At 70.9% G+C, this 21,481-nt stretch carries 19 protein-coding genes; 9 read left to right on the top strand and 10 right to left on the bottom strand.

Features of this window, described 5'->3' with window-relative positions; all coding sequences use genetic code 11:
• Positions 1 to 75: 75 nt before the first annotated feature.
• Positions 76 to 1,005 carry an NAD-dependent epimerase/dehydratase family protein gene (locus EP757_RS13170; RefSeq protein WP_127545637.1) on the bottom strand — a complete coding sequence of 310 codons (930 nt, stop codon included), beginning with the start codon at positions 1,003 to 1,005 and terminating at the stop codon, positions 76 to 78.
• 104 nt (positions 1,006 to 1,109) lie between these two features.
• Between EP757_RS13170 and EP757_RS13165 the strand changes: the two genes are divergently transcribed.
• On the top strand, positions 1,110 to 1,790 hold the full coding sequence (locus EP757_RS13165; RefSeq protein WP_127545634.1) for a TetR/AcrR family transcriptional regulator: 681 nt from the start codon (positions 1,110 to 1,112) through the stop codon (positions 1,788 to 1,790).
• Here EP757_RS13165 and EP757_RS13160 read toward each other — a convergent pair.
• Together EP757_RS13160 and EP757_RS13155 are read right to left on the bottom strand one after the other, a co-directional pair.
• Positions 1,787 to 2,584, bottom strand: coding sequence for an SAM-dependent methyltransferase (locus EP757_RS13160; RefSeq protein WP_127545630.1), 798 nt, complete (start codon positions 2,582 to 2,584; stop codon positions 1,787 to 1,789). The genes EP757_RS13165 and EP757_RS13160 overlap by 4 nt on opposite strands.
• The gene (locus EP757_RS13155) at positions 2,562 to 2,885 is read right to left on the bottom strand and encodes an MGMT family protein (RefSeq protein ID WP_127545628.1); all 324 of its coding nucleotides are present in this window, start codon (positions 2,883 to 2,885) and stop codon (positions 2,562 to 2,564) included. Before EP757_RS13155 ends, EP757_RS13160 begins: the two co-directional genes overlap by 23 nt.
• A 62-nt stretch (positions 2,886 to 2,947) precedes the next feature.
• On the opposite strand from EP757_RS13155, the gene proB reads away from it, so the two are divergent.
• From proB to EP757_RS13130, 5 genes are all read left to right on the top strand, one after another.
• Complete coding sequence (gene proB / locus EP757_RS13150; protein ID WP_174262385.1) at positions 2,948 to 4,060, top strand: glutamate 5-kinase; 1,113 nt, start codon at positions 2,948 to 2,950, stop codon at positions 4,058 to 4,060.
• A gap of 32 nt (positions 4,061 to 4,092) precedes the next feature.
• Positions 4,093 to 5,334 carry a glutamate-5-semialdehyde dehydrogenase gene (locus tag EP757_RS13145; protein ID WP_127545623.1) on the top strand — a complete coding sequence of 414 codons (1,242 nt, stop codon included), beginning with the start codon at positions 4,093 to 4,095 and terminating at the stop codon, positions 5,332 to 5,334.
• Positions 5,335 to 5,672: 338 nt separating this feature from the next.
• A complete protein-coding gene (locus EP757_RS13140) occupies positions 5,673 to 6,914 on the top strand; it encodes a nucleotide sugar dehydrogenase (protein ID WP_232050494.1) in 1,242 nt (413 codons plus the stop codon).
• A 35-nt stretch (positions 6,915 to 6,949) separates the two neighbouring features.
• The gene (locus EP757_RS13135) at positions 6,950 to 7,129 is read left to right on the top strand and encodes a hypothetical protein (RefSeq protein WP_127545617.1); all 180 of its coding nucleotides are present in this window, start codon (positions 6,950 to 6,952) and stop codon (positions 7,127 to 7,129) included.
• Positions 7,126 to 8,499, top strand: coding sequence for a glycosyltransferase (locus EP757_RS13130; RefSeq protein WP_127545614.1), 1,374 nt, complete (start codon positions 7,126 to 7,128; stop codon positions 8,497 to 8,499). Before EP757_RS13135 ends, EP757_RS13130 begins: the two co-directional genes overlap by 4 nt.
• Positions 8,500 to 8,511: 12 nt before the next feature.
• Here EP757_RS13130 and EP757_RS13125 read toward each other — a convergent pair whose 3' ends face one another.
• The 6 genes from EP757_RS13125 to EP757_RS13100 all read right to left on the bottom strand — a co-directional run bounded on the left by EP757_RS13125 (position 8,512) and on the right by EP757_RS13100 (position 17,284).
• The gene (locus tag EP757_RS13125; RefSeq protein ID WP_127545611.1) at positions 8,512 to 9,315 is read right to left on the bottom strand and encodes a prenyltransferase/squalene oxidase repeat-containing protein; all 804 of its coding nucleotides are present in this window, start codon (positions 9,313 to 9,315) and stop codon (positions 8,512 to 8,514) included.
• Between the two features lie 110 nt (positions 9,316 to 9,425).
• A complete protein-coding gene (moeZ, locus tag EP757_RS13120; RefSeq protein ID WP_127545608.1) occupies positions 9,426 to 10,607 on the bottom strand; it encodes an adenylyltransferase/sulfurtransferase MoeZ in 1,182 nt (393 codons plus the stop codon).
• A gap of 109 nt (positions 10,608 to 10,716) precedes the next feature.
• Positions 10,717 to 13,629, bottom strand: coding sequence for a DUF3152 domain-containing protein (locus EP757_RS43835; RefSeq protein WP_232050493.1), 2,913 nt, complete (start codon positions 13,627 to 13,629; stop codon positions 10,717 to 10,719).
• Positions 13,630 to 13,699: 70 nt separating this feature from the next.
• Positions 13,700 to 14,584 carry a DUF3152 domain-containing protein gene (locus tag EP757_RS13110; protein ID WP_127545605.1) on the bottom strand — a complete coding sequence of 295 codons (885 nt, stop codon included), beginning with the start codon at positions 14,582 to 14,584 and terminating at the stop codon, positions 13,700 to 13,702.
• A 94-nt stretch (positions 14,585 to 14,678) separates the two neighbouring features.
• Positions 14,679 to 15,638 carry an alpha/beta fold hydrolase gene (locus tag EP757_RS13105; protein ID WP_127545602.1) on the bottom strand — a complete coding sequence of 320 codons (960 nt, stop codon included), beginning with the start codon at positions 15,636 to 15,638 and terminating at the stop codon, positions 14,679 to 14,681.
• Positions 15,638 to 17,284 carry a Daple gene (locus EP757_RS13100; protein WP_232050492.1) on the bottom strand — a complete coding sequence of 549 codons (1,647 nt, stop codon included), beginning with the start codon at positions 17,282 to 17,284 and terminating at the stop codon, positions 15,638 to 15,640. Before EP757_RS13100 ends, EP757_RS13105 begins: the two co-directional genes overlap by 1 nt.
• A gap of 444 nt (positions 17,285 to 17,728) precedes the next feature.
• On the opposite strand from EP757_RS13100, the gene EP757_RS13095 reads away from it, so the two are divergent.
• The 3 genes from EP757_RS13095 to EP757_RS13085 all read left to right on the top strand — a co-directional run bounded on the left by EP757_RS13095 (position 17,729) and on the right by EP757_RS13085 (position 20,712).
• Positions 17,729 to 18,388 (top strand): TetR/AcrR family transcriptional regulator, encoded by a 660-nt coding sequence (locus EP757_RS13095; RefSeq protein ID WP_127545596.1) that lies wholly within the window; start codon positions 17,729 to 17,731, stop codon positions 18,386 to 18,388.
• A gap of 36 nt (positions 18,389 to 18,424) precedes the next feature.
• Positions 18,425 to 18,649, top strand: coding sequence for a DUF3107 domain-containing protein (locus EP757_RS13090; protein WP_127545593.1), 225 nt, complete (start codon positions 18,425 to 18,427; stop codon positions 18,647 to 18,649).
• Between the two features lie 257 nt (positions 18,650 to 18,906).
• Entirely contained in the window at positions 18,907 to 20,712 is a 1,806-nt protein-coding gene (locus EP757_RS13085) for a DEAD/DEAH box helicase (RefSeq protein ID WP_127545590.1), read from the top strand.
• A 67-nt stretch (positions 20,713 to 20,779) separates the two neighbouring features.
• On the opposite strand, the gene EP757_RS13080 is transcribed toward EP757_RS13085, so the two are convergent.
• Positions 20,780 to 21,421 carry a heme oxygenase (biliverdin-producing) gene (locus EP757_RS13080; RefSeq protein WP_127545587.1) on the bottom strand — a complete coding sequence of 214 codons (642 nt, stop codon included), beginning with the start codon at positions 21,419 to 21,421 and terminating at the stop codon, positions 20,780 to 20,782.
• Positions 21,422 to 21,481 lie beyond the last annotated feature (60 nt).

Below are 21,481 nucleotides of genomic sequence, written 5' to 3'. Positions count from 1 at the left end.
TGCGCCCGGTCGTCCGGGCATGGTCGTCAACCACAAGGTAGCCAGTCATGTCCTGAAAAAAGCTCAAATGAGCTATTACATCGTGCGAGCTGCGGTCGCCTCGGCAGCGGCCGCCGTCTCCCGCAGCGCCACGTCCAGGCTCGTCGGCGACAGACCGAACGTCTTCTCGGTGAGCGAGCTGTCCATCACGAACGGCGCGTAGAACTGGTAGTCCATCTCCGCCAGCTCGCGGGCGATGGGGACGACGATCCCGGCGGTACGCATGACGAACCGCGGCAGGCTGTGAACCTTGAGCTTCGGCTGCCCGGTGAGCTCGCAGTAGCGTCCGGCCAACTCCCGGATGGTGACCGGCGGCGGCGAGGGCACGTGCCAGCCCTTCCCGTGCGCCCGATCGTCACGGGCGAGCGCGACTAGGGCGTGTGCCATGTCCCCGGTGTAGGTGAACGTGTGCGGCGCGTCCATGTCGGCCGGCCCCCACGCGGCGCGGCCCTTCTGGATGGCGGGCAGCAGGACCGTGGAGAAGATGCCGGCCGTGCCCGCGCCCACGTAGTCAGAGCCACGGACCTCGACCGTCCGCACGCCGCCGGCCAGCGCGTCCTGCCACATCTTGGCCCGGATCACGCCCTTGCGGCCGGACGCGGCGAGCGGGGTGCTCTCGGTCATCCGACCGTCCGGCTGCGGACCGTATCCGTACAGATTTCCGGTGATCGCGTAGACCGCGCCGGCCGCCTTCGCCGCGGCGATCATCGCGTTGTTCATCGGGAACCAGAGCCGCGCCCACTCGGTGTACTTGGGGTTGGCGCAGTTGTAGAGCACCTCGGCGCCCCGGGTGAGCTCGGTGAGGCGCCGGGCGTCGGAGGCGTCCGCGGCGACGCGCTCGATCAGCGGGTGCTCCGGGCCGCCGCCGCTGCGGGTGACGATCCGGACGGTCTCGCCCCGGTCGGCGAGGAGACGGGCGACCTTGGAGCCGATCGGGCCGGAGCCGACGACGATGTGCTGAGCCATTGCGGTGGCCTCCTTTGTGAGCACTGCTCTCTGTTGAGAACAACCGTCTCACAGCGTCGGGGCGATTCGCAAGAGCAGTGCTCTTGTTGTGGCACACTGATGCCATGAGCGCCGCGAACCTGCGGGCCCGGGTCCGGGCCGAGATGACCGAAGAGATCAAGACGGTGGCTCGCCGCCACCTCGCCACCGACGGGGCGAACCTGTCGCTGCGCGCGGTCGCCCGCGATCTGCAGATGGCGTCCTCGGCGGTCTACCGCTACTTCGCCAGCCGGGACGAGCTGCTCACCGCGCTGATCATCGACGCGTACAACGAGGTGGGCGACGCGGCCGACCGGGCCGTGCGACCGCTGACCACACCGCTGGACAAGTGGCTCGCGGCCTGCCATGCCGTGCGCGAATGGGCGCTCGCCAACCCGCACCAGTGGGCGCTGATCTACGGCAGCCCGGTCCCGGGGTATCAGGCGCCGCAGGACACCATCGGGCCGGCGACCCGTGTTCTGCTGCTGCTCGGCGCCACGCTGGCTGAGGCGTACGAGAAGGGTCTGGTCGAAGCGCGCGAACCGATCACCGCGAGATTCGGGCAGGAGCTCGAGCCGATCGCCGCCTCGTTCATGCCGGACCTCCCGGCGCGCGCGGTGGCCGACACCATCGCCGGCTTCTTCCAGCTCTGCGGCGCGATCAGCGCCGAGCTGTTCGGGCAGCTCAACAAGTCCGTCGACGAGGATCGGCGGGGCTTCTTCGACTACCAGATGCGCGCCGCCGCGACGTTCGCCGGCCTGGTCTAGCGCCTTGCGTGCAGGACGTGCCCGCCCGGCGTCTCCGGTGGCACGTCCGGTCGGCCGAAGTAGCGCGCCGCCAGCTGCGCCGGACCCAGGTCCTCGATCGCGGTGAAGCCGCGGCTCCGCAGCTCGGCGTCGATCTCGCCGGGTTCGAAGTAGGTGAGCCAGGGTTCGCCGATCTTCGCCACCCGCTCGGCTCGCCGCAGCAACGCGTCCCGGCGATCAGGGGCCATCCGTTCCGGCGACTGCGCGTAGTCGAAGGCCACCTCGTTGCCCTCGGCCGATGCGACGAACGCCAGCGTCTCGCCGAACCCTTCGCTGGTCAGGTACGGCACGACACCGAGCCAGAGGAAGAACGCGGGACCGTCCAGATCCACGCTGAGTGACTCCTTCTCGAAGTCCACACCGGCATAGCGGACGTTCTCCGGCACGCCGATCGCCGCGTCGGCCAGGCGCTGCCGCTTCCACTCCTGCGTGTCCGGGTGATCGACTTCGGTCACGCGCAGGTTCGGATGGGGGTTGCGATAGGCGAAGGTGTCGAGGCCCGCCCCGAGGATCACCAGTTCCCGCACGCCACGCCCGACCGCCGCGGCGATCGCATCCTCGGCGAACCGCGTCCGCGCCGCGATGAACAGCCGCATGCCACTCCGCGGGGCGTCAGCCAGGAGATCCGCTTGCGGTTCATTCAGGATCTGTACGGCGAGAGGGTCCCGGAAGATCGACCCCGTCTCGATGACCTGGTGTGCAGCCCGGTAGCGCGCGGCGCTCCACGCGGTCTTACTGGGCCGGCCCTTCTCCATCGGGTTGCCACCCCGCCTTCCTGATCCGAACCCGATCGCCGGTCATCGGCACGCCCTCGGACAGCAGCCGAGCACGCGCTTCCTGCTCATGACCGGGTGGGAGCCGCCCGCTGCTGTTCACCACGCGATGCCAAGGTACGCCGCCGCCGTGCCGGGCCATGATCGTGCCGACCTGGCGGGGCGAGTTGCGGCCCGAGACCTCGGCCAGGGCGTCGGCGATCGCGCCGTACGACATGACCCGCCCCTCGGGGATGCTCTCCACCAGGTTCAGGACGCGCTCCACGTACTCCTCGGGTGTCATCAATCGCCACCATATGGGATCTGACCGCGATCGACACCGGCCCGCCGAGCAGAATGGGCCGAGTGCGAGATGTGGTGACCGGTGCGCGCCGGATCGTGGTGAAGGTGGGGTCGTCCTCGCTGACCACCGCGACGGGCGGCATCGACGAACAGCGGGTCGACGCTCTCGTCGACGTCCTCGGCGGCCTCGCGACGACCGGCCGCGAGGTGGTCCTGGTCTCCAGTGGCGCGATCGCCGCCGGACTCGCCCCGCTCCAGCTGCGCCGCCGGCCACGCGATCTCGCCACCCAGCAGGCCGCCGCCTCGGTCGGCCAGGGCCTGCTGATCGGGCGGTACGCCCAGGGGTTCGCCCGGCACGGCCTCACGGTCGGGCAGGTGCTGCTCACCGTCGACGACGTGACCCGCCGGTCGCACTACCGCAACGCCTACCGCACGCTGCGCAAACTGCTCGACCTGGGCGCGCTGCCGATCGTCAACGAGAACGACACGGTCGCCACCGAGGAGATCCGGTTCGGCGACAACGACCGGCTGGCCGCCCTGGTCGCCGCGCTCGCCGACGCCGACCTGCTGGTCCTGCTCTCCGATGTGGACGCGCTCTATACCGGCAACCCGTCGGACCCGTCGTCGCGGCGCGTGAGCGTCGTATCCGACAAATCCGATCTAGCGGATATCGTGGTGACCACCCCGAGCCGCTCCGGGGTCGGCACCGGCGGCATGGTCACCAAGGTGGAGGCCGCCCGGATCGCGACCGGCTTCGGCATCCCCGTGGTGCTGACCGCCGCTCCCCTCGCCGGCCCGGCGCTCGCCGGAGAAGAGGTCGGCACGCTGTTCCAGGCCGCGCCGTCCAGGCCCGCGGCCCGGCTGTTCTGGCTCGCGCACGCCACCGCGCCGCGCGGGCGCCTGCACCTCGACGCCGGTGCTGTCGCCGCCGTCGTGGCCCGCCGCAAATCCCTGCTGCCGGCCGGGATCACCGCGGTGGACGGGTCGTTCGCAGCGGGCGACCCGGTCGACCTGGTCGACGCCGGCTCCGGCACTCCGGTGGCGCGCGGCCTCGTCAACTACGACGCCGTGGAACTACCGGCGCTGCTCGGGCGGTCCACACCGGAGTTGGCGGCCGAGCTCGGACCGGGCTATGAACGAGAGGTCGTCCACCGTGACGACCTGGTGCTTCTCTGATTCTGAACGCGTTGAGACTAGAAGGGTTCGCCATGAGCGTGCTGGAGCAGGCTGCCGCCGCCCGGATCGCCGCCATCGATCTGGCCGCCGCCACCCGTGCCGTGAAGGACGAGGCGCTGCTGCTGATGGCGGACCGGCTCGTCGAACGGACCGACGACATCGTCGCGGCGAACGCGGTCGACGTCGCCGGCGCCCGGGAGAACGGCACATCCGAGGCGATGATCGACCGGCTGGTCCTGACGCCGGACCGGGTCGCCGCGATGGCCGACGGGTTGCGTCAGCTCGCCGCCCTGCCCGACCCGATCGGTGACGTGGTGCGCGGCTCCACCCTGGCGAACGGGCTGGAGCTGCGCCAGGTCCGGGTGCCGTTCGGCGTCGTCGGCATGATCTACGAGGGCCGGCCGAACGTGACCGCCGACGCCGCCGGCATCTGCCTCAAGTCCGGCAACGCGGCGCTGCTGCGCGGCTCCGGATCGGCGTTCTCGTCGAACGCGGCGATCGTCTCGGTGCTGCGCAAGGCAGTCGCCGACGCAGGGCTGCCGGCCAACGTGATCCAGCTGCTCGACGCGACCACCCGCGACTCGGTGAAGGAGCTCATGCGGGCCCGCGGCCTGGTCGACGTGCTGATCCCGCGCGGCGGCGCCTCGCTGATCAAGACGGTGGTCGAGCAGTCGACGGTTCCGGTGATCGAGACCGGCGTGGGCAACTGCCACGTGTACGTCGACGCCACCGCCGACCTGGAGAAAGCGCTCGGCATCGCGCTCAACTCGAAGACGCACCGCCCGTCGGTCTGCAACGCGGCCGAGTCGCTGCTGGTGCACGCCGAGATCGCCGACTCGTTCCTGCCGCTGATCCTGGAGGAGTTCGAGGCCGCCGGCGTCACGGTGCACGGCGACGCCCGGGTCGCCGGGTACAACGACGCCGTCGTCGCCGCCACCGAGGACGACTGGGGAACCGAGTTCCTCTCCCTCGACATCTCGGTGGCGGTCGTCGACTCCCTCGACGACGCCCTCGACCACATCCGGCGCTACGGCACCGGCCACACCGAGGCCATCGTCAGCGAGTCGGTCACGGCGACCCGGCGCTTCGTGGCCGGCGTCGACGCGGCGGCCGTGATGGTGAACGCCTCCACCCGCTTCACCGACGGCGGCGAGTTCGGCTTCGGCGCGGAGATCGGCATCAGCACGCAGAAGCTGCACGCCCGCGGCCCGATGGGTTTGCCCGAGCTGACCTCCACCAAGTACGTGGTGACCGGAAACGGTCACACTCGCTGACTCAACCGTTCGGCCCAGCAAGCCGGTACGCCCGCTTCGCCCGGAGCGACCGCTTTGCTGTGTAAATGCTGGCAGCAGTCTGGCAATCTTCTGCCCGCAGTCGGGATTCCTCCGGCTGCGGGCGAAGCGAAGATCCACCGGGACGAGTCTGGTCGTCGTGTCCGGGTGGGGAGCCAATGACGAAACCGGCGTCCTCGGGCACGTTCCAGGCGGTGCATGGCAGTGCGGCCAGCACCCTTGGGGACGTACACGTACTCGGGGTGTAACTCTCAATGTCTTTGTCGACCTCGGAACGGCCGACGCTCACGGCACCATTCGGTACGGCTTACGGCGAATGTGTGGCGATCGTCGGACTCGGTTACGTCGGCCTGCCGACGGCCCTGGCCTTCGCCACCGCCGACACCACGGTGATCGGTCTCGATGTCAGCGCGAAACGGATCGCTGACATCGAGGTAGGCAACGTCGACCTGCTACCGGCCGACCACGAACGCCTCCGGGAGTACCGCGACTCCCCTCAGCTCACCCTGACTCGCCACTCGGCGGCCATCGCGCAGGCGGACACCGTCCTCATCTGCGTGCCCACTCCGGTGGACCAGTACCTGGTGCCGGACCTCGGCGCGCTGACGGCGGCCTGCCGGGCCGTGGTCGACGAGGCGGTCCCCGGCCAGCTGATCATGCTGACCTCGACCACCTACGTCGGTACCACGAAGGACCTGCTCATCGAGCCGCTCCGCAACCGCGGCCTCGAGGTCGGCCGGGACGTCTTCGTCGCCTTCGCGCCGGAGCGCATCGACCCGGGCAACTCCGTCTATCCGCAGGAGCGCACCCCGCGGGTGGTCGGCGGCGCGACGCCGGCCTGCACCGCTCGCGCCGTCCAGGTGCTGAACCTGGTCGCTCCGGTCCTGCACGAGGTCCCCTCGGCCGAGACGGCGGAGATGACCAAGCTGCTGGAGAACACGTTCCGCGCCGTGAACATCGCGCTGGCCAACGAGTTCGCCGACGCCTGCGGCGACATGGACATCGACGTGATGGACGTGATCGGGGCGGCCTCGACCAAGCCGTACGGGTTCATGCCGTTCTACCCGGGCCCCGGCGTCGGAGGGCACTGCATCCCCTGTGACCCGCACTACCTGCTGTGGCAGATGCGCGGTCAGCGGCGTACCTCCCCGCTGATCGACGCGGCCATGTCCGCGATCGCCGGCCGGCCGCGTCGCGTGGTCGAACGGGCCCGGGAGGTGCTCGCCGAGCGCGGCGCCGGTATCCGCGGCGCCCGAGTCCTCGTGGTCGGCGTCACCTACAAACCGGGAGTCGCCGACGTTCGCGAGTCCCCGGCTCTGGAGATCATGCAGGAGCTGACGCAACGCGGCGCGCAGGTGTCCTACTCGGACCCGTTCGTCGAGACGGTGACCGTGGACGGCCTGCAGATGCGCAGCCAGGACCATCCGGCCGAGGCGCGCTGGGACCTCGTGGTCGTGCACACCGTGCACCCTGGCGCCGAGCTGAGCTGGCTCGATCGTCAGCCCGCCGTGCTCGACACCACGTACCGCCTCAACGGGATCGCATCCCGCCAGACGGTCTGACGGACCTGCTCAAACCCCCCTCGAAAGGCATTTCCTTGAACTACGGGTCCCTGCCCCAGACCGGTACCGCAACCGTCGCCGTAGGCGTCGGCGCTGCGACCTTCAACGCCCCGATCCCGCTGATCGTCGCGGGCGTCGGCGTGAGCCTGCTGCTGCTCGGCGTGACCGCGGTCCGCCTGAGCTTCCGCCGCGGGAAGGTCGCGGGCCAGGCATGATCTACGGGAGCAAGAAGGCTCCCCTCACGGTGGCGTACCGGAAGCGCCGGGCCCTGCTCGGCGCTTCCGTGGTCCTCACGCTGCTCGTGATCTGGGGTGTCCACCACATCATCTCGCTCAACCAGTTCGCCCACGTGGGGACGCCACAACTGGCCGTCATCTACGCGATCCTGTTCGTCATGCTGTGCGCGCAGACGGTCTACGGGTACTTCGAACGGCCGCACACCGCCACTGACCGGCAGTGGGAGCGGTTGCAGGCGCTCGACGTCGCGGTGATCATGCCGCTGTACAACGAGGACCCGACGATCGTCCGTGAGTCCATCGAGTCGATGTTCCGGCAGACCCGGCCGCTGCAGGCCATCAGCGTCTGCGACGACGGCAGCAATCTGGTGGACTACACCGAGTTGCAGCACTGGTTCGAGCAGGAGTGCGCCCGGGCCGGCGTGGCCGGCTACTGGACCCGGACGCCGAACGGCGGCAAGCGGCACGCTCAGATGGCCGCCCGGGAGCACGTCGCGTGGTGCCACGTCTACGCGATGATCGACAGTGACAGCCTCCTCGACCCGAAGGCCACCGAGGAGGCGCTCAAGGCGTTCGCCGACCCCGAGGTCATGTCTGTGGCCTCGATGGTGGCCGCCGCGAACACGAAGCAGAACCTCTTCACCCGGGTGATGGACCTCTGGTACGTCGGGCTGCAGTTCAGCGACCGTTCGGTGATGTCCCGCTTCAACTCGGTTCTCGTCAACTACGGCGCCCTGGCCTACTACCGGGCCGAGGTGGTCGACGAGAACATCGACGCGTACCTCAACGAGAGGTTCCTCGATCAGGAGATGCGGATCAGCGACGACTCGCTGCTGACGCTGTTCGCGTTGCTGCGGGGAAAGACCGTCCAGCAGGTGACGTCGTGGGCGTTCACGTACATGCCGACCACCTTCAAGCACCACAAGAACCAACAGATCCGGTGGATGCGGGGTTCCTTCATCCGCTCCATGTGGCGGTTCCGCTACCTGCCCCTCGGCCGTTTTGCCTTCTGGGGCCACGTCACCAAGTGGATCCAGTACGTGCTGGCGTCGATCGCGGTCGTCTGCGTCGTCGCGACACAGGATCTGACGAACTGGAAGACACTGCTCCTGCTGCTGCTCATCCAGGCCGGCATCTACTACGGCGTGATGCTGCGGTACCTGAGCATCAGGCGCAACGACGAGTCGCCGTGGTACCAGCTCGGCACTTGGGCGATGACGCCGTTCGCCGCACTCTGGGCCGGGACGTTCCTGCGGGTGTGGCGCATCTACGCCATGTTCACCTGCGTCAACATGGCGTGGGGTACGCGCGGCAAGGTCGAGGTGACCGCGGAGTCGGTCGCGGCGTAGACCAGGGAGTGGTCAGCGACAGGCCCGCAGCGCCGTCAGGGTGATGTTGACGTCGAAGAGCGGGCCTTCGTTGCTGTCCCAGCCGCCGTCGATGCGCTGCGTCTCGGCCAGCCTCTTCCGCGCGTTCTGCAGCAGCCAGTCGTCACCGAGGTTGACCCGGCGCAGCGCGGCCGCCATCGACGCCACGTCGGCCGGGGCCATGTCGGGGAGCCGCTCGCCGAGCACCATCTGCACCCGCGCCGACTCGTAGAAGAACTGCCGCTGGTGCAGGAGACCGGCGCTGTGCCAGCCGGCGGCCAGGAACGACGGCCAGGTGCCGTCCGGATGTAGTTGCGAGACCACCCAGGCGGCGGCGCGGGCGAGCGCTTCTCCGTACGGCGAACGGGTTTGATAGGGGTCTGCCTCGACAGCGGCGGCTGTCAGCCAGAACCCGGCGACCGACGTCAGGTAGAGCGTCGCCTCCGGGTCACCGGGCATCGCCCACGGTGGCGCCTCACCCGCCAGCGCCTCGTGCTCCTGCCACGTGCCGTCGCCGCGCTGGGCGGCCGCCAGCCAGTTCAGCGCGCGCTCGACGACCGGGCCGCGCAGGCTGCCGAGATCGTCCAGCTCGGCCAGGCGGAAACAGGTCGCGTCGACGGATGGGACCGCGCCCTCGGCCGAAGCCGGCCAGCCGCCTTCCGGCATCTGCCCGGCGGCGATGCGGTCCACGACATCCTCCGGCGCCGGCTGACCGGTCCGGAGGTACGACAGGCGAGCGCGCTCGACCGGGTCACCGTGGGCTACCACGTACCCGATGGCGGCGTCTATATCGACCACTGTGGTGACGCTACCGTCCGAAACTGTGAATCGCCCGCCCGATCTCACATCTGTGACGTTGAACCATCACTCTAGGGAGTTGTCCGAGCAACTCCCTAGAGTGATTGTCATCAGTACGACGGCAGCGACGGGTCGACCGTGTTGACCCAGGAGACGATGCCGCCCTGGACGTGCACCGCGTCCTTGAAGCCGGCCGACTTCAGCGCGGCGAGCGCCTCCGCCGAGCGGACACCGGACTTGCAGTGCAGCACGATCTGCTTGTCCTGCGGGAACTGCGACAGCGCAGCACCGGACAGGATGTCGCCCTTCGGGATGAGGGTCGCGCCGGGGATCCGGTTGATCTCCCACTCGGCGGGCTCGCGGACGTCGACGAGGAAGATGTCCTTGCCGGAGTCCTGCCAGTCCTTGAGCTCCCGGGCCGTGATGGTGGCGTTGAACGTCGCCTCCTGCGCCTCGACCGAGACGGCGCCGCAGAAGTCGTCGTAGTCCTCCATCAGGTCGGTGAGCGTCGCGTTCTCACCACAGAGCACGCAGTCCGGGTCCTTACGGACCTTGATCTTGCGGTACTCCATCTCCAGGGCGTCGTAGACCATCAGGCGGCCGACGAGCGGCTCACCGATGCCGGTGATCAGCTTGATCGCCTCGTTGACCTGGATCGAGCCGATCGACGCGCAGAGCACGCCGAGGACGCCGCCCTCGGCGCAGCTCGGAACCATGCCGGGCGGCGGGGGCTCCGGGTAGAGGCACCGGTAGCAGGGACCGTGCTCCTCCCAGAAGACCGAGGCCTGGCCGTCGAAGCGGTAGATCGAGCCCCAGACGTACGGCTTGCCGAGCAGCACCGCGGCGTCGTTGACCATGTAGCGGGTCGCGAAGTTGTCGGTGCCGTCGACGATCAGGTCGTACTGGCTGAAGATCTCTTTGACGTTGTCGCGGTCCAGCGCGGTGTTGTGAATGACCACGTTGACCAGTGGGTTCACCTCGGCGATGCTCCGGGCAGCGGACTCCGCCTTGGGCGTGCCGATGTCGGAGACGCCGTGGATGATCTGGCGCTGGAGGTTCGACTCGTCGACCGTGTCGAAGTCGATGATGCCGAGCGTGCCCACGCCGGCCGCGGCCAGGTAGAGCAGGGTCGGCGAGCCGAGGCCGCCCGCGCCGACCGCGAGCACCTTCGCGTTCTTCAGCCGCTTCTGCCCGTCCATCCCGACGTCGGGGATGATCAGGTGTCGCGAATAGCGGCGGATCTCGTCGATGCTCAGCTCGGCGGCCGGCTCGACGAGCGGGGGCAGAGCCACAGTTCACTCCCCGGGTTCGGTGGTAAGGATCGCCGACCATTGTTGCTCGTTGACACGCAACACGCCCATGACGAGGGACACGGGCCCGACATGCGGGATCGCGGAATATTCAGACGGTGGGCTCACCGGCGTACCGCTCGCCGTCGAGGAACGGCCACGCGTTGCGGGTGCAACCCTTCAGGCCGTACGTCTGCGGCATCATCACCGGGGCCTTCTCACCTTCGCCGGGGCACGCCTCGTGTCCATGTCCCAGCTCGTGGCCGACCTCGTGGTTGAGCGCATAGCGGCGGTACTCGTCGAGGTGCCCCTCGTAGTCCGGGATGCCGTCCGCCCACCGATCGGCATTGATGATCACCTGACCGGGGACGCGGCACGAGGTGAACCCCTCGGTGTGCAGGCCACCGGTCGCGCACATCCGCTCCGAGGTGTCCGCCGAGGCCAGGTAGATCGTGAAGTCCGCCTTGCCGGCGTCCGGCACCCGGCGCAGCCGCATCCGATCACCGCTCACCCAGCTCCGATCGTCGCCCAGCGTCTCGTCGATCACCTCGGCGAACTCGGCCGGCGCCGTGCCGTCAACAGTCTCCTCGACCGCCACCCGGAAACGGTGCAGCTTGCCGCCCGAGCCGAGCATCGGGCCTCGGCCCTTCGCGTACCGGAACTCGCCGTCTCCTCCGGACTTCTCCTCGGTCACCGGCGCCTGAGTGGACGAATCCTGCTCGGGCGGCTCCGGCGTCGCCGCTCCCGGAGTGGCCGCCGGCACCTGCGCCGCACCACCGAGCATCGCCGGTTCCGCAGCGGGCTGAGCGGCCTCCGGTTCCGGCTGATTCGCGCGCTCCTGCTGCTCGCGAAGCTGATGTCCGGCCACCAGAACACCCGCGACCACGAGGATGTACGCGAGAAGCACCGTGCGGCGACGCCTCCGCATCGTCTGCCGCGCCCGTGGCGAAGGAGCAGCCTCCCTCGCCGTCTCCTCGGACAGCGACCGGCCACCGTGCTCGCCGCCGTCCAGGCCGCCCGGCAGGAAGCCGTGCTCGGGATCAGCGGCCTGCCCCTGAAGCCGTTGACCGAGAGCGCTCAGCGGCGGCTCCGGTGGGTAGAACCGCTCGGCCGTCGTCTCCACGGCCTGTTCCTGGGCCAGGACCTGCTCATAGGTGAGGGCCCGCTCGTGGATCGACGTCTCGGCGTCAGGCTGCGGCGCGCCCCAGGCGTCGTCGGGGGTCGTCTCCTTGCCGTCGTCGTCCTGGGTCGTCTCCTGCCGGTCCTCGTCGCGGACCGGCGGCACGTAGATGTTCTCCGGCTCGGCCGGGGCAGCGGGCGGCCAGAGGTCGTCGGGGAGTTCGGCCGGGAGCCGGAGACTCGCCGGGAGGCCGGCCGGAGCCCGGCCGCCCTCGTCCTGCTCCGGCCACGGCGCATCGACGACCGCGCCCTGATCCCACTGATCGTCCTGGACGTCGGCATGCGTGACCGCGGGCTGATCCCAGCGAACCTCGGGCAGGCCGGCGTGTCCCGCCTCGGGCTGATCCCAGCGGACCTCGGGCAGGCCGGTGTACGCGGCCTCGGGCTGATCCCATCGCACTTCGGGCAGGTCGGACGGCGCGGATTCCACTGGTGAGCCGGGCCGCTGCCAGCGCGCCGGCGGTGTCCCTCGCGACACCGTCGAACCGGGCGCCTGGAACGGCGAGCCGGCCGCTTCGTCCTCGTCCGCGCGCTGCGCCTCGGTAGCGCGGGACGCAGCCAGGCGTTCGGCCGCGAGTTCGAGGATGCCGCGGGTCATCTCGGCGGGTTCGGCGGGCGTGATCTCCTCGGCGGCCGGGAGGGCGGCCACGGCGGGACGCTTGCCCCCGCCGCGTTTCGGCACGGACGTGGAAGGCGCCGCCTTGGAGGACGCGGGCGCGGAAGTCGCGACCTTGGAGGGCTTGGCGGTGGTCCGGGGCGTCTTCGCGGAAGCGCCCGTACGGGCCTCCAGCGCCGCTTCGACGGACCGGACGCGGGCCGGGGTGGCGCGGTTCTCGGGTACGGCCTTGGCGGGCCCCACGCCCAGCGCAGCCCTGGTGGCCGCGTCGCGCGCGCTCTTCGCCTCGGCGGCAGTCCTGGCACGGGTACTCGGCTCGGGCTTGGACGCGGCCGGCTTGCGAACGCTCTCCGCCGCGCGACGCACCGTCTTGGCGGGTGGCGCCGGCTCGGGCTGGACGGCGGCCGAGGTGCTCTTGCGGGCACTGCGGCCGGTGGACTTGCCAGCCGGCGGCTCGTCCGCGAGCTTGCGGCTCGACGTCGACTTCACCGCGGGTGACTTGACCGGCGCGGAACCGGCCGCGGACGGCTTACCGGCGCTCGTCGACTTGCCGGCGCTCGTCGACTTGGCGGCGGGCGACGACGGCTTGGCGGCACTCGTCGACTTGGCGGCGGGCGACGACGGCTTGGTGGCGCCGGCGGGCTTGGCCGGCGCCGGTGACGACGACCTGGTGGTGCCGGTGGGCTTGGCCGCGGATGACGGCTTGGTGGTGCTGGTGGACTTCACCGGGGCCTTGCCGGACGCGGTCGGCGGCTTGGCGGCGCTCGTCGACTTCACCGGGGCGGAACCGGTGGCGGCGGGCGGCCTCGCGGAACCGGTCGCCTTCACCGGGGCGGTACCCCTGGCGGCCGGCTTCACCGCGGCTCGGCTCTCGGAAGCGTCCGGGCCGGTGGTGACGGGTGCGGTCACCACGGCTCGGCCGGTCGCCGTCGCGGCCAGGGTGCGGCCGCGTTCCGGCGGGCCGCCCCCGTCGCCGCCCCCGCCGCCGTCGCCGCCGTCGCCGCCGTCGCCGGTGATGCGCTGCCGGCCGTGGTCGGTGACGTACTGCCGGCCGTGGTCGTCCGGGTCGGCGGCGCGGTGGGCGCCTACACGTGCCGGGCGCAGGCCGGCCAGCAGCGCGGCCTCGGCCCGGGAGCGCTCGGTGGGGCGGCCGGAGGCCGAAAGCCCGGCCGCAGCGGGCCCGGCAGTGGGGGCGCCAGGATCAGCGGGACCATTTGTCGCGTTTGCCATAGCAAGCGCCAGCCTGCCACGAGTAGGCGCTTGTCACAGGAGTTTCGCGTTTCCTACCGGAAGATCCCGGTCACAGCGCCGGGCCCGCGAAGTTGCGGTCGTTGCGGCGCGGCCACGCGTACGGCTTGCATCCGCGCAGGGTCAGCGTCTGCTGGACCATGACCGGGGCCGGGCCGCCGGCCTTCGGGCAGCCCTCGTGATGGTGGCCCAGCTCGTGCCCGACCTCGTGGTTGATCACGTAGCGGCGGTAGATGGCGAGGTCGACCTTCGCGTCCAGGTAGGGCTTGGCGGAGAGCCGCCAGCGGTCCAGGTTGATGACCGCCTTACCGGTGGCGCGACAGGAGGTGTACGGCACGCCGCCTACCCGGATGTTCGTCCCGCCTCGCAGGCACAGCTGCCCGGCCGTGTCCCGGGTCGCCAGGTAGACGGTGAAGTCCGCCTTCTCGCTGCCGGACACCATCTGCAGCCGCACGTTGCCGTTGCCGATCCAGCTCCGCTTGTCGCCGAGGATCGCGGCGACCTGGGCCGCGAACGCCTCCACGTCCTCGTTGCTGCCCTTCTCGGCCGCCACCCGGAAACGCCGGACCTGGCCTTTGCTGCCGAAGATCGACGAGCGCTTCCCCGCGTACAGGAAATCGCCTGAACCATGAGAAGGCACCGACCCGGACAGGCGCAGGATGCCCGCCCCCGGAAAGGGATCGGTCACCGAGGGCGAAGCCGAGGCCGATTCGAGAACGGGTTCCGTCGGGATGGCCGACGGGGACGGCGAGGGCGACGGCGACGGAGAGAGCGAAGGCGAAGGCGAGGACGCCGCGACCGGGGACTGCGGCTCGGCGGTCACCTGGTTGCCGATCATCACGGCGGCGAGCACCGCCAGCGACAGCGCCAGGACGACCAGCCAGGTCCGGCGCCACCGGTCCGGACGGTCCGCAGTGGGCGGTGGTGAAGAGATCATGGGCCTCTCACACTGGCACACGCTGTCGATCGCGCCCACCGGAAGTTGATCAAGTGCGGCGAGGCCCACAGGAGCCGGGTGAAAGGTTTGAGACTCAGCCGGCCGCGGTCTGCCGCACGTCGTCGAGCATGCCCACGATGCCCCGCGCCACCAGCCGCGGAACCTCCATCTGCGCGACGTGACCGACACCCGGGAGGATGAGCAGACGGCTGTCCGGGATCGCCTTCGCCACCTGGGCGGGCACCCGCGGATCCACCAGCTTGTCGTTGAGACCACCGATGACCAGCGTGGGGGCCTGCACCCGGGCCGCGAGGCGCCACTGCGAGTCTTCCCCCGGAAGATACGCCCGGAGGAAGCTGCTCACCAGGCCGCGCAGCGTCCCGAGGTAGGCCCTCGGGTAGTGCTCCACGGTGTAGCGCAGCTGGATCTCCTCCATCGCCTCGGCACGGCGCTGCGGATGCACCTTCGTGGTGTCGCCGAAGCAGGCGGCGAGGACCTGCTCGGCCATCTGCTCGGCGGTGACCCGGGTGAGGGCCCACGCCATCAGCCGTTCCGCGCCGGGCAGCGCGAGCAGCGGCAGCACCGGGCCCTGCGCGGTCCGGCGCGGGTTCAGGAACGGCATCGCCGGAGAGACGAGCGTCAGGGTACGGACGAGGTCCGGTCGCAGGGCCGCGACGCGAACCGAGATCGAACCGCCGAGCGAGTTGCCGACCAGGTGCACAGGGCCACGACCGGCGTGCTCCAGATAGTCGATCAGGGTGGCCGCGAACGCCGGGATCGAGTACCGCGGGATCGCGTCGCTGTAACCGAACCCGGGCAGGTCGACCGCCTGGCCGTCGAACCGGTCGGCGAGCAGGCCGGCCAGGTCGGTGAAGTTCTGCGAGGAGCCACCGAGGCCGTGCACGTAGACCGCCGGCTCGGCACCGGACCGGCCCGGGGTGTCCCGGACGTGCAGCATCGAACCACCGATCTCGACCCGGCGGGCGGGCCACGGCGGCGGGATCTCGTCCGCCGCCAACAGCACGCTGTCGTCGGCCAGTATCGCGCCCTTCATCAAGCCAACAGTGCCTCAAGCCGACGGTTCACCGCGGCCAATGTGGCGCGGACCATGGCGTGCCGGTCGTCGCCGGTCACCACCGCCGAACCGGCCAGCTGCTCGACCCAGCCGCCGTCACAGGAGAGCAGCAGCACGACGACCGCCACCTGCATCTGCCCGAACGAGACGGACGCGGCGTGCTCCACGAAGCAGCGAGCCGGGCCGTGCTCGTTCTGGGACGTCGACAGCAGCTCGTCGACGGCACCGGCGGTGGCCGTGGCGCAGAGGCGGAGAAGGTATCCGTCGACGGCCGGACCGGTCGCCACACCGGACGCGGCACGGCCGCCGGCACGCAGCCGGACCTCCACGCTGGCGTCCGCGCCGAACGTGTTGACGTGCACGTTCTCGATGACGACGCGCGGGCCGGGGCTGTCACCGGGGTCGAGCGGGCGGGGCCTGCTCGCGTCGACCGGGACGAGCGAGGCGCGCTCGACGAACGACGACCGCTGAGCGGGAGGCGTGGACACCGGTGCGGGCGGCAGCTGGGGTGGCGCGGACACCGGTTTCGCGGGGGCGGGCACCGCGGAGACCGGTGTCGCGGAGACCGGTGTCGCGGGGGCCGGTTTCGCGGGGGCCGGTTTCGCGGGGGCCGGGACCGAGGCACGACCGGATCGGGTCTGGCCGGGGATCGGCGGCGCCGAGGTGGGCGCTGCCGGGATCGGGGCGAGCGGGCTGTCCGCCGGCATCGCCGCGTCCAGACCCATCCGCTCCTGCAGCAGGCGGGCCACCCGGCGGCTCACCTCGGCCGGGTCGGCGCCGTCCGAGAGGTCGAGCCGCAGGCTGTGCGCGCCGGCCGGGGTGGCCCGCAGCGACGCGTCGCGGACACCGGCCACCTCGCGCACCGCGGCCAGGATGTCCTGGACGTCGAAGCCCTCCTGCCGCTCCTGCGCCGGCACGACGTCACCGCGGCGCAGATGCGTCGCGATGCGCGCCAGGGCGGGCGCCTCGGCCGATGGCTCCACGGAGGGCGGCTCCGGAACTCGGGGGACGTCAGGCTGCGCCGGCACCCGCTGCGGCAGGGCGCCGCTGTTCTCGGTCACCGCGGCGACGAGCCCGCTGTCCGGCTCGGCGCCCGGTTCATCGGGACGGCCGGCGGCCGGCGGGTACGCCGCGGGAGCGGAGAACGGACTGACGTCATCGGTGGCTGGGGGGAACGCGGCCGGCGCCGGCTCGTAGCGGCGCTGGTAGCCGCCCGAATCGTACGTCGGGCGGGCCACTGCGGCCGGGTTCTCACCCGACGGAGTCTCCACCTGCGGCAGCCCCTGGGCCAGGGTGTCGGTCACCAGGGCGTGCCGGGAGCGCTCGGCCGGCGCGGGCGGCGTCGAGGTCGGCTCGGCGGCCGGAACCCAGTCGGGCCGGGCCATCGGCACGGCGGCGCGGGGCCCGTTGCCATAGGTGTCGTCGAGGTCCCCCTCGTACGGGTAAGGGGGTGCGCTGCTCGGCAGCGGGCCGGGACTCACCGGCGGCACCGGACCGGACGTCGGCGCGGGCGGGCCCGGGTTGCGGCGGTGGCCGAGGATCTCCGCGAGGCGGCTGCGCTCACCGGGCCACGGCGCGGGAGGCTGCGCGGCGGCCGGCGGCACCGAAGGCAGCTCGGGGACCACGGACGGGGGAATCTCGGGAGGGTTTTCACCGTACGGCGCGGGCACCGCCGAGGACGGCGCGGATCCGAACGGACGCTCCGGCGGGAACTGCTGACGCCCGAACGGGCGACCTTCCGACGGACGACGCCACGACGGCACATCGGCCTCCTGATCCGTCGCCGCGCCCGCGTTCGCCCACGGACCTTCGGCGTTCGCCCACCCGTTCACTCGACTGCGGTCACGCGAGTCGGCGCCGTTGCCACCCGCTGCGGCTCCGGCGTCTCCGGAATGCCCTGATTCATCCACCGCGTGCTCCTCGCTCGCCCCCGCTGAGGCTACCGTGTGGTTGCAGTGGCGATAAGTTGCAGCGTCGCGACAATTGCCCGCACGACCGCGACGAGCGCCGATCCGGGCAATCCACGACGAAAGAACCGCGGGGACCGACCCCCTGGAGGTTGAAGAGAAATGACCGCTGCGTCCGGCGGGGCACAGACCGCTCGACCCACCCGCCTGCCACGTTCGGCGCGCCGCAAGCAGTTGCTGGCCGCCGCGCAGCAGGTCTTCGTCGCGCACGGCTATCACGCCGCCGCGATGGACGACATCGCGGAGCGGGCAGGAGTCTCGAAACCCGTCCTCTACCAGCACTTCCCCGGCAAGCTGGAACTCTACCTGGCCCTCCTGGACACGCACTGCGACGCGATAATCGCCAAGGTGCGGGGCGCCATGCTGGCCACCCCTGACAACAAGGAGCGAGTGAAGGGCGCGGTCCGCGCCTACTTCGACTTCATGGATCACGAGAGCGAGGCCTTCCGGCTCGTCTTCGAGTCGGACCTGCGCAACGACCCTCAGGTGCGCCAGCGGGTCGAGCGCGTCGAGCAGGGCTGCATCGCCGCTGTGACGGACACCATCATCTCGGACACCGGGCTCCGCCCGGACCAGGCCGAGCTGCTCGCCTCGGGCCTCGCCGGGGCGGCCGGGCAGGCCGCCCAGTTCTGGCTCGCCAACGGCCGGCGTACGCCCAAAGCTGAAGCCGAATCGCTTGTAGCTGCGCTGATCTGGCGCGGGATCGCGAGCTTCCCGCTCCAGGGCGGCTCAACGGCCGGAACACCGCCGGAAATCGGATAGCCTTCGTCCGGTAGACGGTTGACAGAGGAGGGCCCCGTGGAGGTCAAGATCGGCGTGCAGCAGTCGCCGCGTGAGCTGGTGCTCGAGAGCGCCCAGACCCCGGCGGAGGTCGAGCAGGCGGTGACCGAGGCTCTGGCCAAGGACGGCGTCCTGACGCTCACCGACGAGAAGGGCCGCAAGGTGATCATCCCGATCGCCAAGGTGGCCTACGTGGAGATCGCCGAGGCGTCGCACCGCCCGTTCGGTTTCACGACGCGCTGAAATACGACGAGAGGGGACCCTGGTCGCAGGGTTCCCTCCCGTAACTTGCTCTCGGGTGCGCCCGGCCCCTGGTCGGGTAGACTTGTGCTGTCGCCGTCCCGTCGATTTGTCAAATCGACCCGCCGCCGAGCCCGCCGGGCTCGCGTTCACACGGCGATCGCGCGTGCGGCCCGCTTCACAGCGTGTGGCCCGCGCCGAAAACAGACCGCGCCCAAGACTCCGACGGGCGCACCACGAGAGGGCACCCGTAAAACTTCATGACCGACAATGAGCAAGCTCTAGTACCTGTGACCAGTCGAGCGCCGGTCCGCCCGGACAGCCCGACTTTCGCCGAGCTCGGCGTGCGTGCCGAGACCGTCGAGGCGCTGGCCAAGGCCGGCATCACCCACGCGTTCGCCATCCAGGAATACGCACTGCCGATCGCCCTGCGCGGCACCGACCTGATCGGTCAGGCCCCCACCGGCACCGGCAAGACCCTCGGTTTCGGCCTCCCGCTGCTCGAGCGCGTCCTCGCGCCGTCCGAGGGCGCCGACGGCCTTCCCCAGGCCCTGATCGTCGTTCCGACCCGTGAGCTCGGTCTCCAGGTCGCGCGCGACCTCGCGGCGGCCGGCAGCACCCGCGGCGTCCGCGTTCTGCCGATCTACGGTGGCGTGGCGTACGAGACGCAGGTCGACACCCTGAAGAAGGGCGTCGAGATCCTGGTCGGCACCCCCGGCCGCCTGCTCGACCTCGCCAAGCAGAAGGCGCTGAAGCTCGGCTCGGTGCGCGCGCTCGTCCTCGACGAGGCCGACCGGATGCTCGACCTGGGCTTCCTGGAGGACGTCGAGAAGATCCTGGCGATGCTGCCGGAGAAGCGTCAGACGATGCTCTTCTCGGCCACCATGCCGGACCCGATCGTGGCGCTGTCCCGCCGGTTCCTGCACAACCCGGTCACGATCCACGCCGGCCACACGGCGGACAGCGGCGCCTCGCCGCTGACCAAGCAGGTCGTCTACCGCACCCATCCGATGAACAAGCTCGAGATGGTGGCCCGCATCCTGCAGGCCAAGGAACGCGGCCTCACGATGATCTTCACGCGGACCAAGCGGGCCGCCGACCGGGTCGCCGAAGACCTCGACTTCCGTGGCTTCGCCGTCGCGGCCGTGCACGGTGACCTCGGCCAGGGCGCGCGGGAGCGGGCGCTGCGCGCGTTCCGTACCGGCAAGATCGACGTGCTGGTCGCCACCGACGTCGCGGCTCGCGGGCTCGACGTCTCGGGCGTCACCCACGTGATCAACTACGACTGCCCGGAAGACCCGGAGACTTACACGCACCGCATCGGCCGCACCGGCCGGGCCGGCGCCACCGGATCGGCGATCACGTTCGTCGACTGGGAGGACATGCCGCGCTGGGTGCTGATCGACAAGTCGCTCGGGCTGAACATGCCGGAGCCGCCGGAGACCTACCACACCAGCCCGGCGCTCTACGCCGACCTCGACATCCCGTCCGACGTCTCGGGCACCCTGCCGACTGCCGACCGCAGCCGGGTCGGGCTCGCCGCCGAGGTCGAGGAGGACCTGGGTAGCGTTGGTCGTGGCCGGGCGCCGCGGGCGCGCGGGCGCAATTCGCGTACCCGGGGAGGCTTCTCCGGGCCGTCCTCCGACAGCACCGCTGCCACCGGTGACGAGGGCGCCGAGCGTCCCAAGCGCCAGCGTCGCCGCCGCAGGGTGGGCGAGGACCAGCCTGCCGGTTCGGGGCCGGACGCCGTCACGACGGCGACCGAGGCCGCGCCGAGTCCGGTCGCTCAGGACGACGCCGCGGTCGAGGAGGGCACTGCTGCTCCTCGCGCCCGGACCCGGCGGCGGCGGACCGCTGCCACGTCCTTGTCGTTCTCCGACTCCACCGCCTCCGCCGCCTCGTCGTCGGATGCTCCGGCCGCTGCGCCCGCCGAGGCGGCCTCTGAGGGTGATTCCGAGGGCGCTGCCGCCCCGCGTCGCCGTCGCCGTCGCCGCCCGGACGCCGCCCCCGCTGAGGCCGGCATGACCGGTGGCTCGGACACCGGGGTCGGCACCGCCGAGGCCTGATCGATTCGCTGCACGGGACCACGGATGGTCCCGTGCTCCGTCCGTTTTCGGGCACGACCGGCGGCGCTCAGCGCCAGCGGTCCTCCAACTCGGCCAGCAGGTCGATGTTGAGGCGGTAGGCGGCCGCCACCTCGTCGAGGAAGGCGTCCTGCTCGGTGCGGGTCCACGGGACAGCGTTGAGCCGGTCGCGATATCGGTCGCGGAACAGCGGCGGGTCCACCCCCTCGAAGACGAAGAAGCGGTATCCCTCGCGGCGGAACCCGTACGCCTCGACCAGCTGCCGGCCCAGCCACTGGCCGCCGGAGAGGTCGCCGAGGTAACGCGTGCAGTGGTGGGCCACGTAGCCGGTGGCGCGGTCGTAGGCGGCCGAGCGGATCCGGGTGCAGTACGTCGTGGTCGCCGCCAGCGCCGAGATCCGGCTCTGCCAGCGGGCACCGTAGAGGAACCGCAGATCGGCTTCGAGGGCCGGGACGCGGAACAGTTCCGGGTGGACGAAACGCCGGGCGATCGGGTCGTCGGTCATCGCGGCGGCGGCCAGTTCCAGCGACTCGTAGATGAACCAGTGCTGTGCGGCCATCTCGGCGTAGGCGGCCAGCGGCAGCCGTCCGGTGGCGAGCCCCTCGACGAACCTGCTGCGCCGCGCGATCGCCCGTGGCTCGCGGGTCACCTCGCGCATCCGGGCAGAGAGCAGGCCGGCCATCAACGTCATCCGCCGGTACCTCCTCTCGCCGACGATCAACTTAGCCGCGCAGCGCCACAAAGAGCAGCA

The organism is Actinoplanes sp. OR16, from assembly GCF_004001265.1.
GTDB lineage: Bacteria > Actinomycetota > Actinomycetes > Mycobacteriales > Micromonosporaceae > Actinoplanes.
This window is presented reverse-complemented; position numbering and strand designations above follow the sequence as displayed.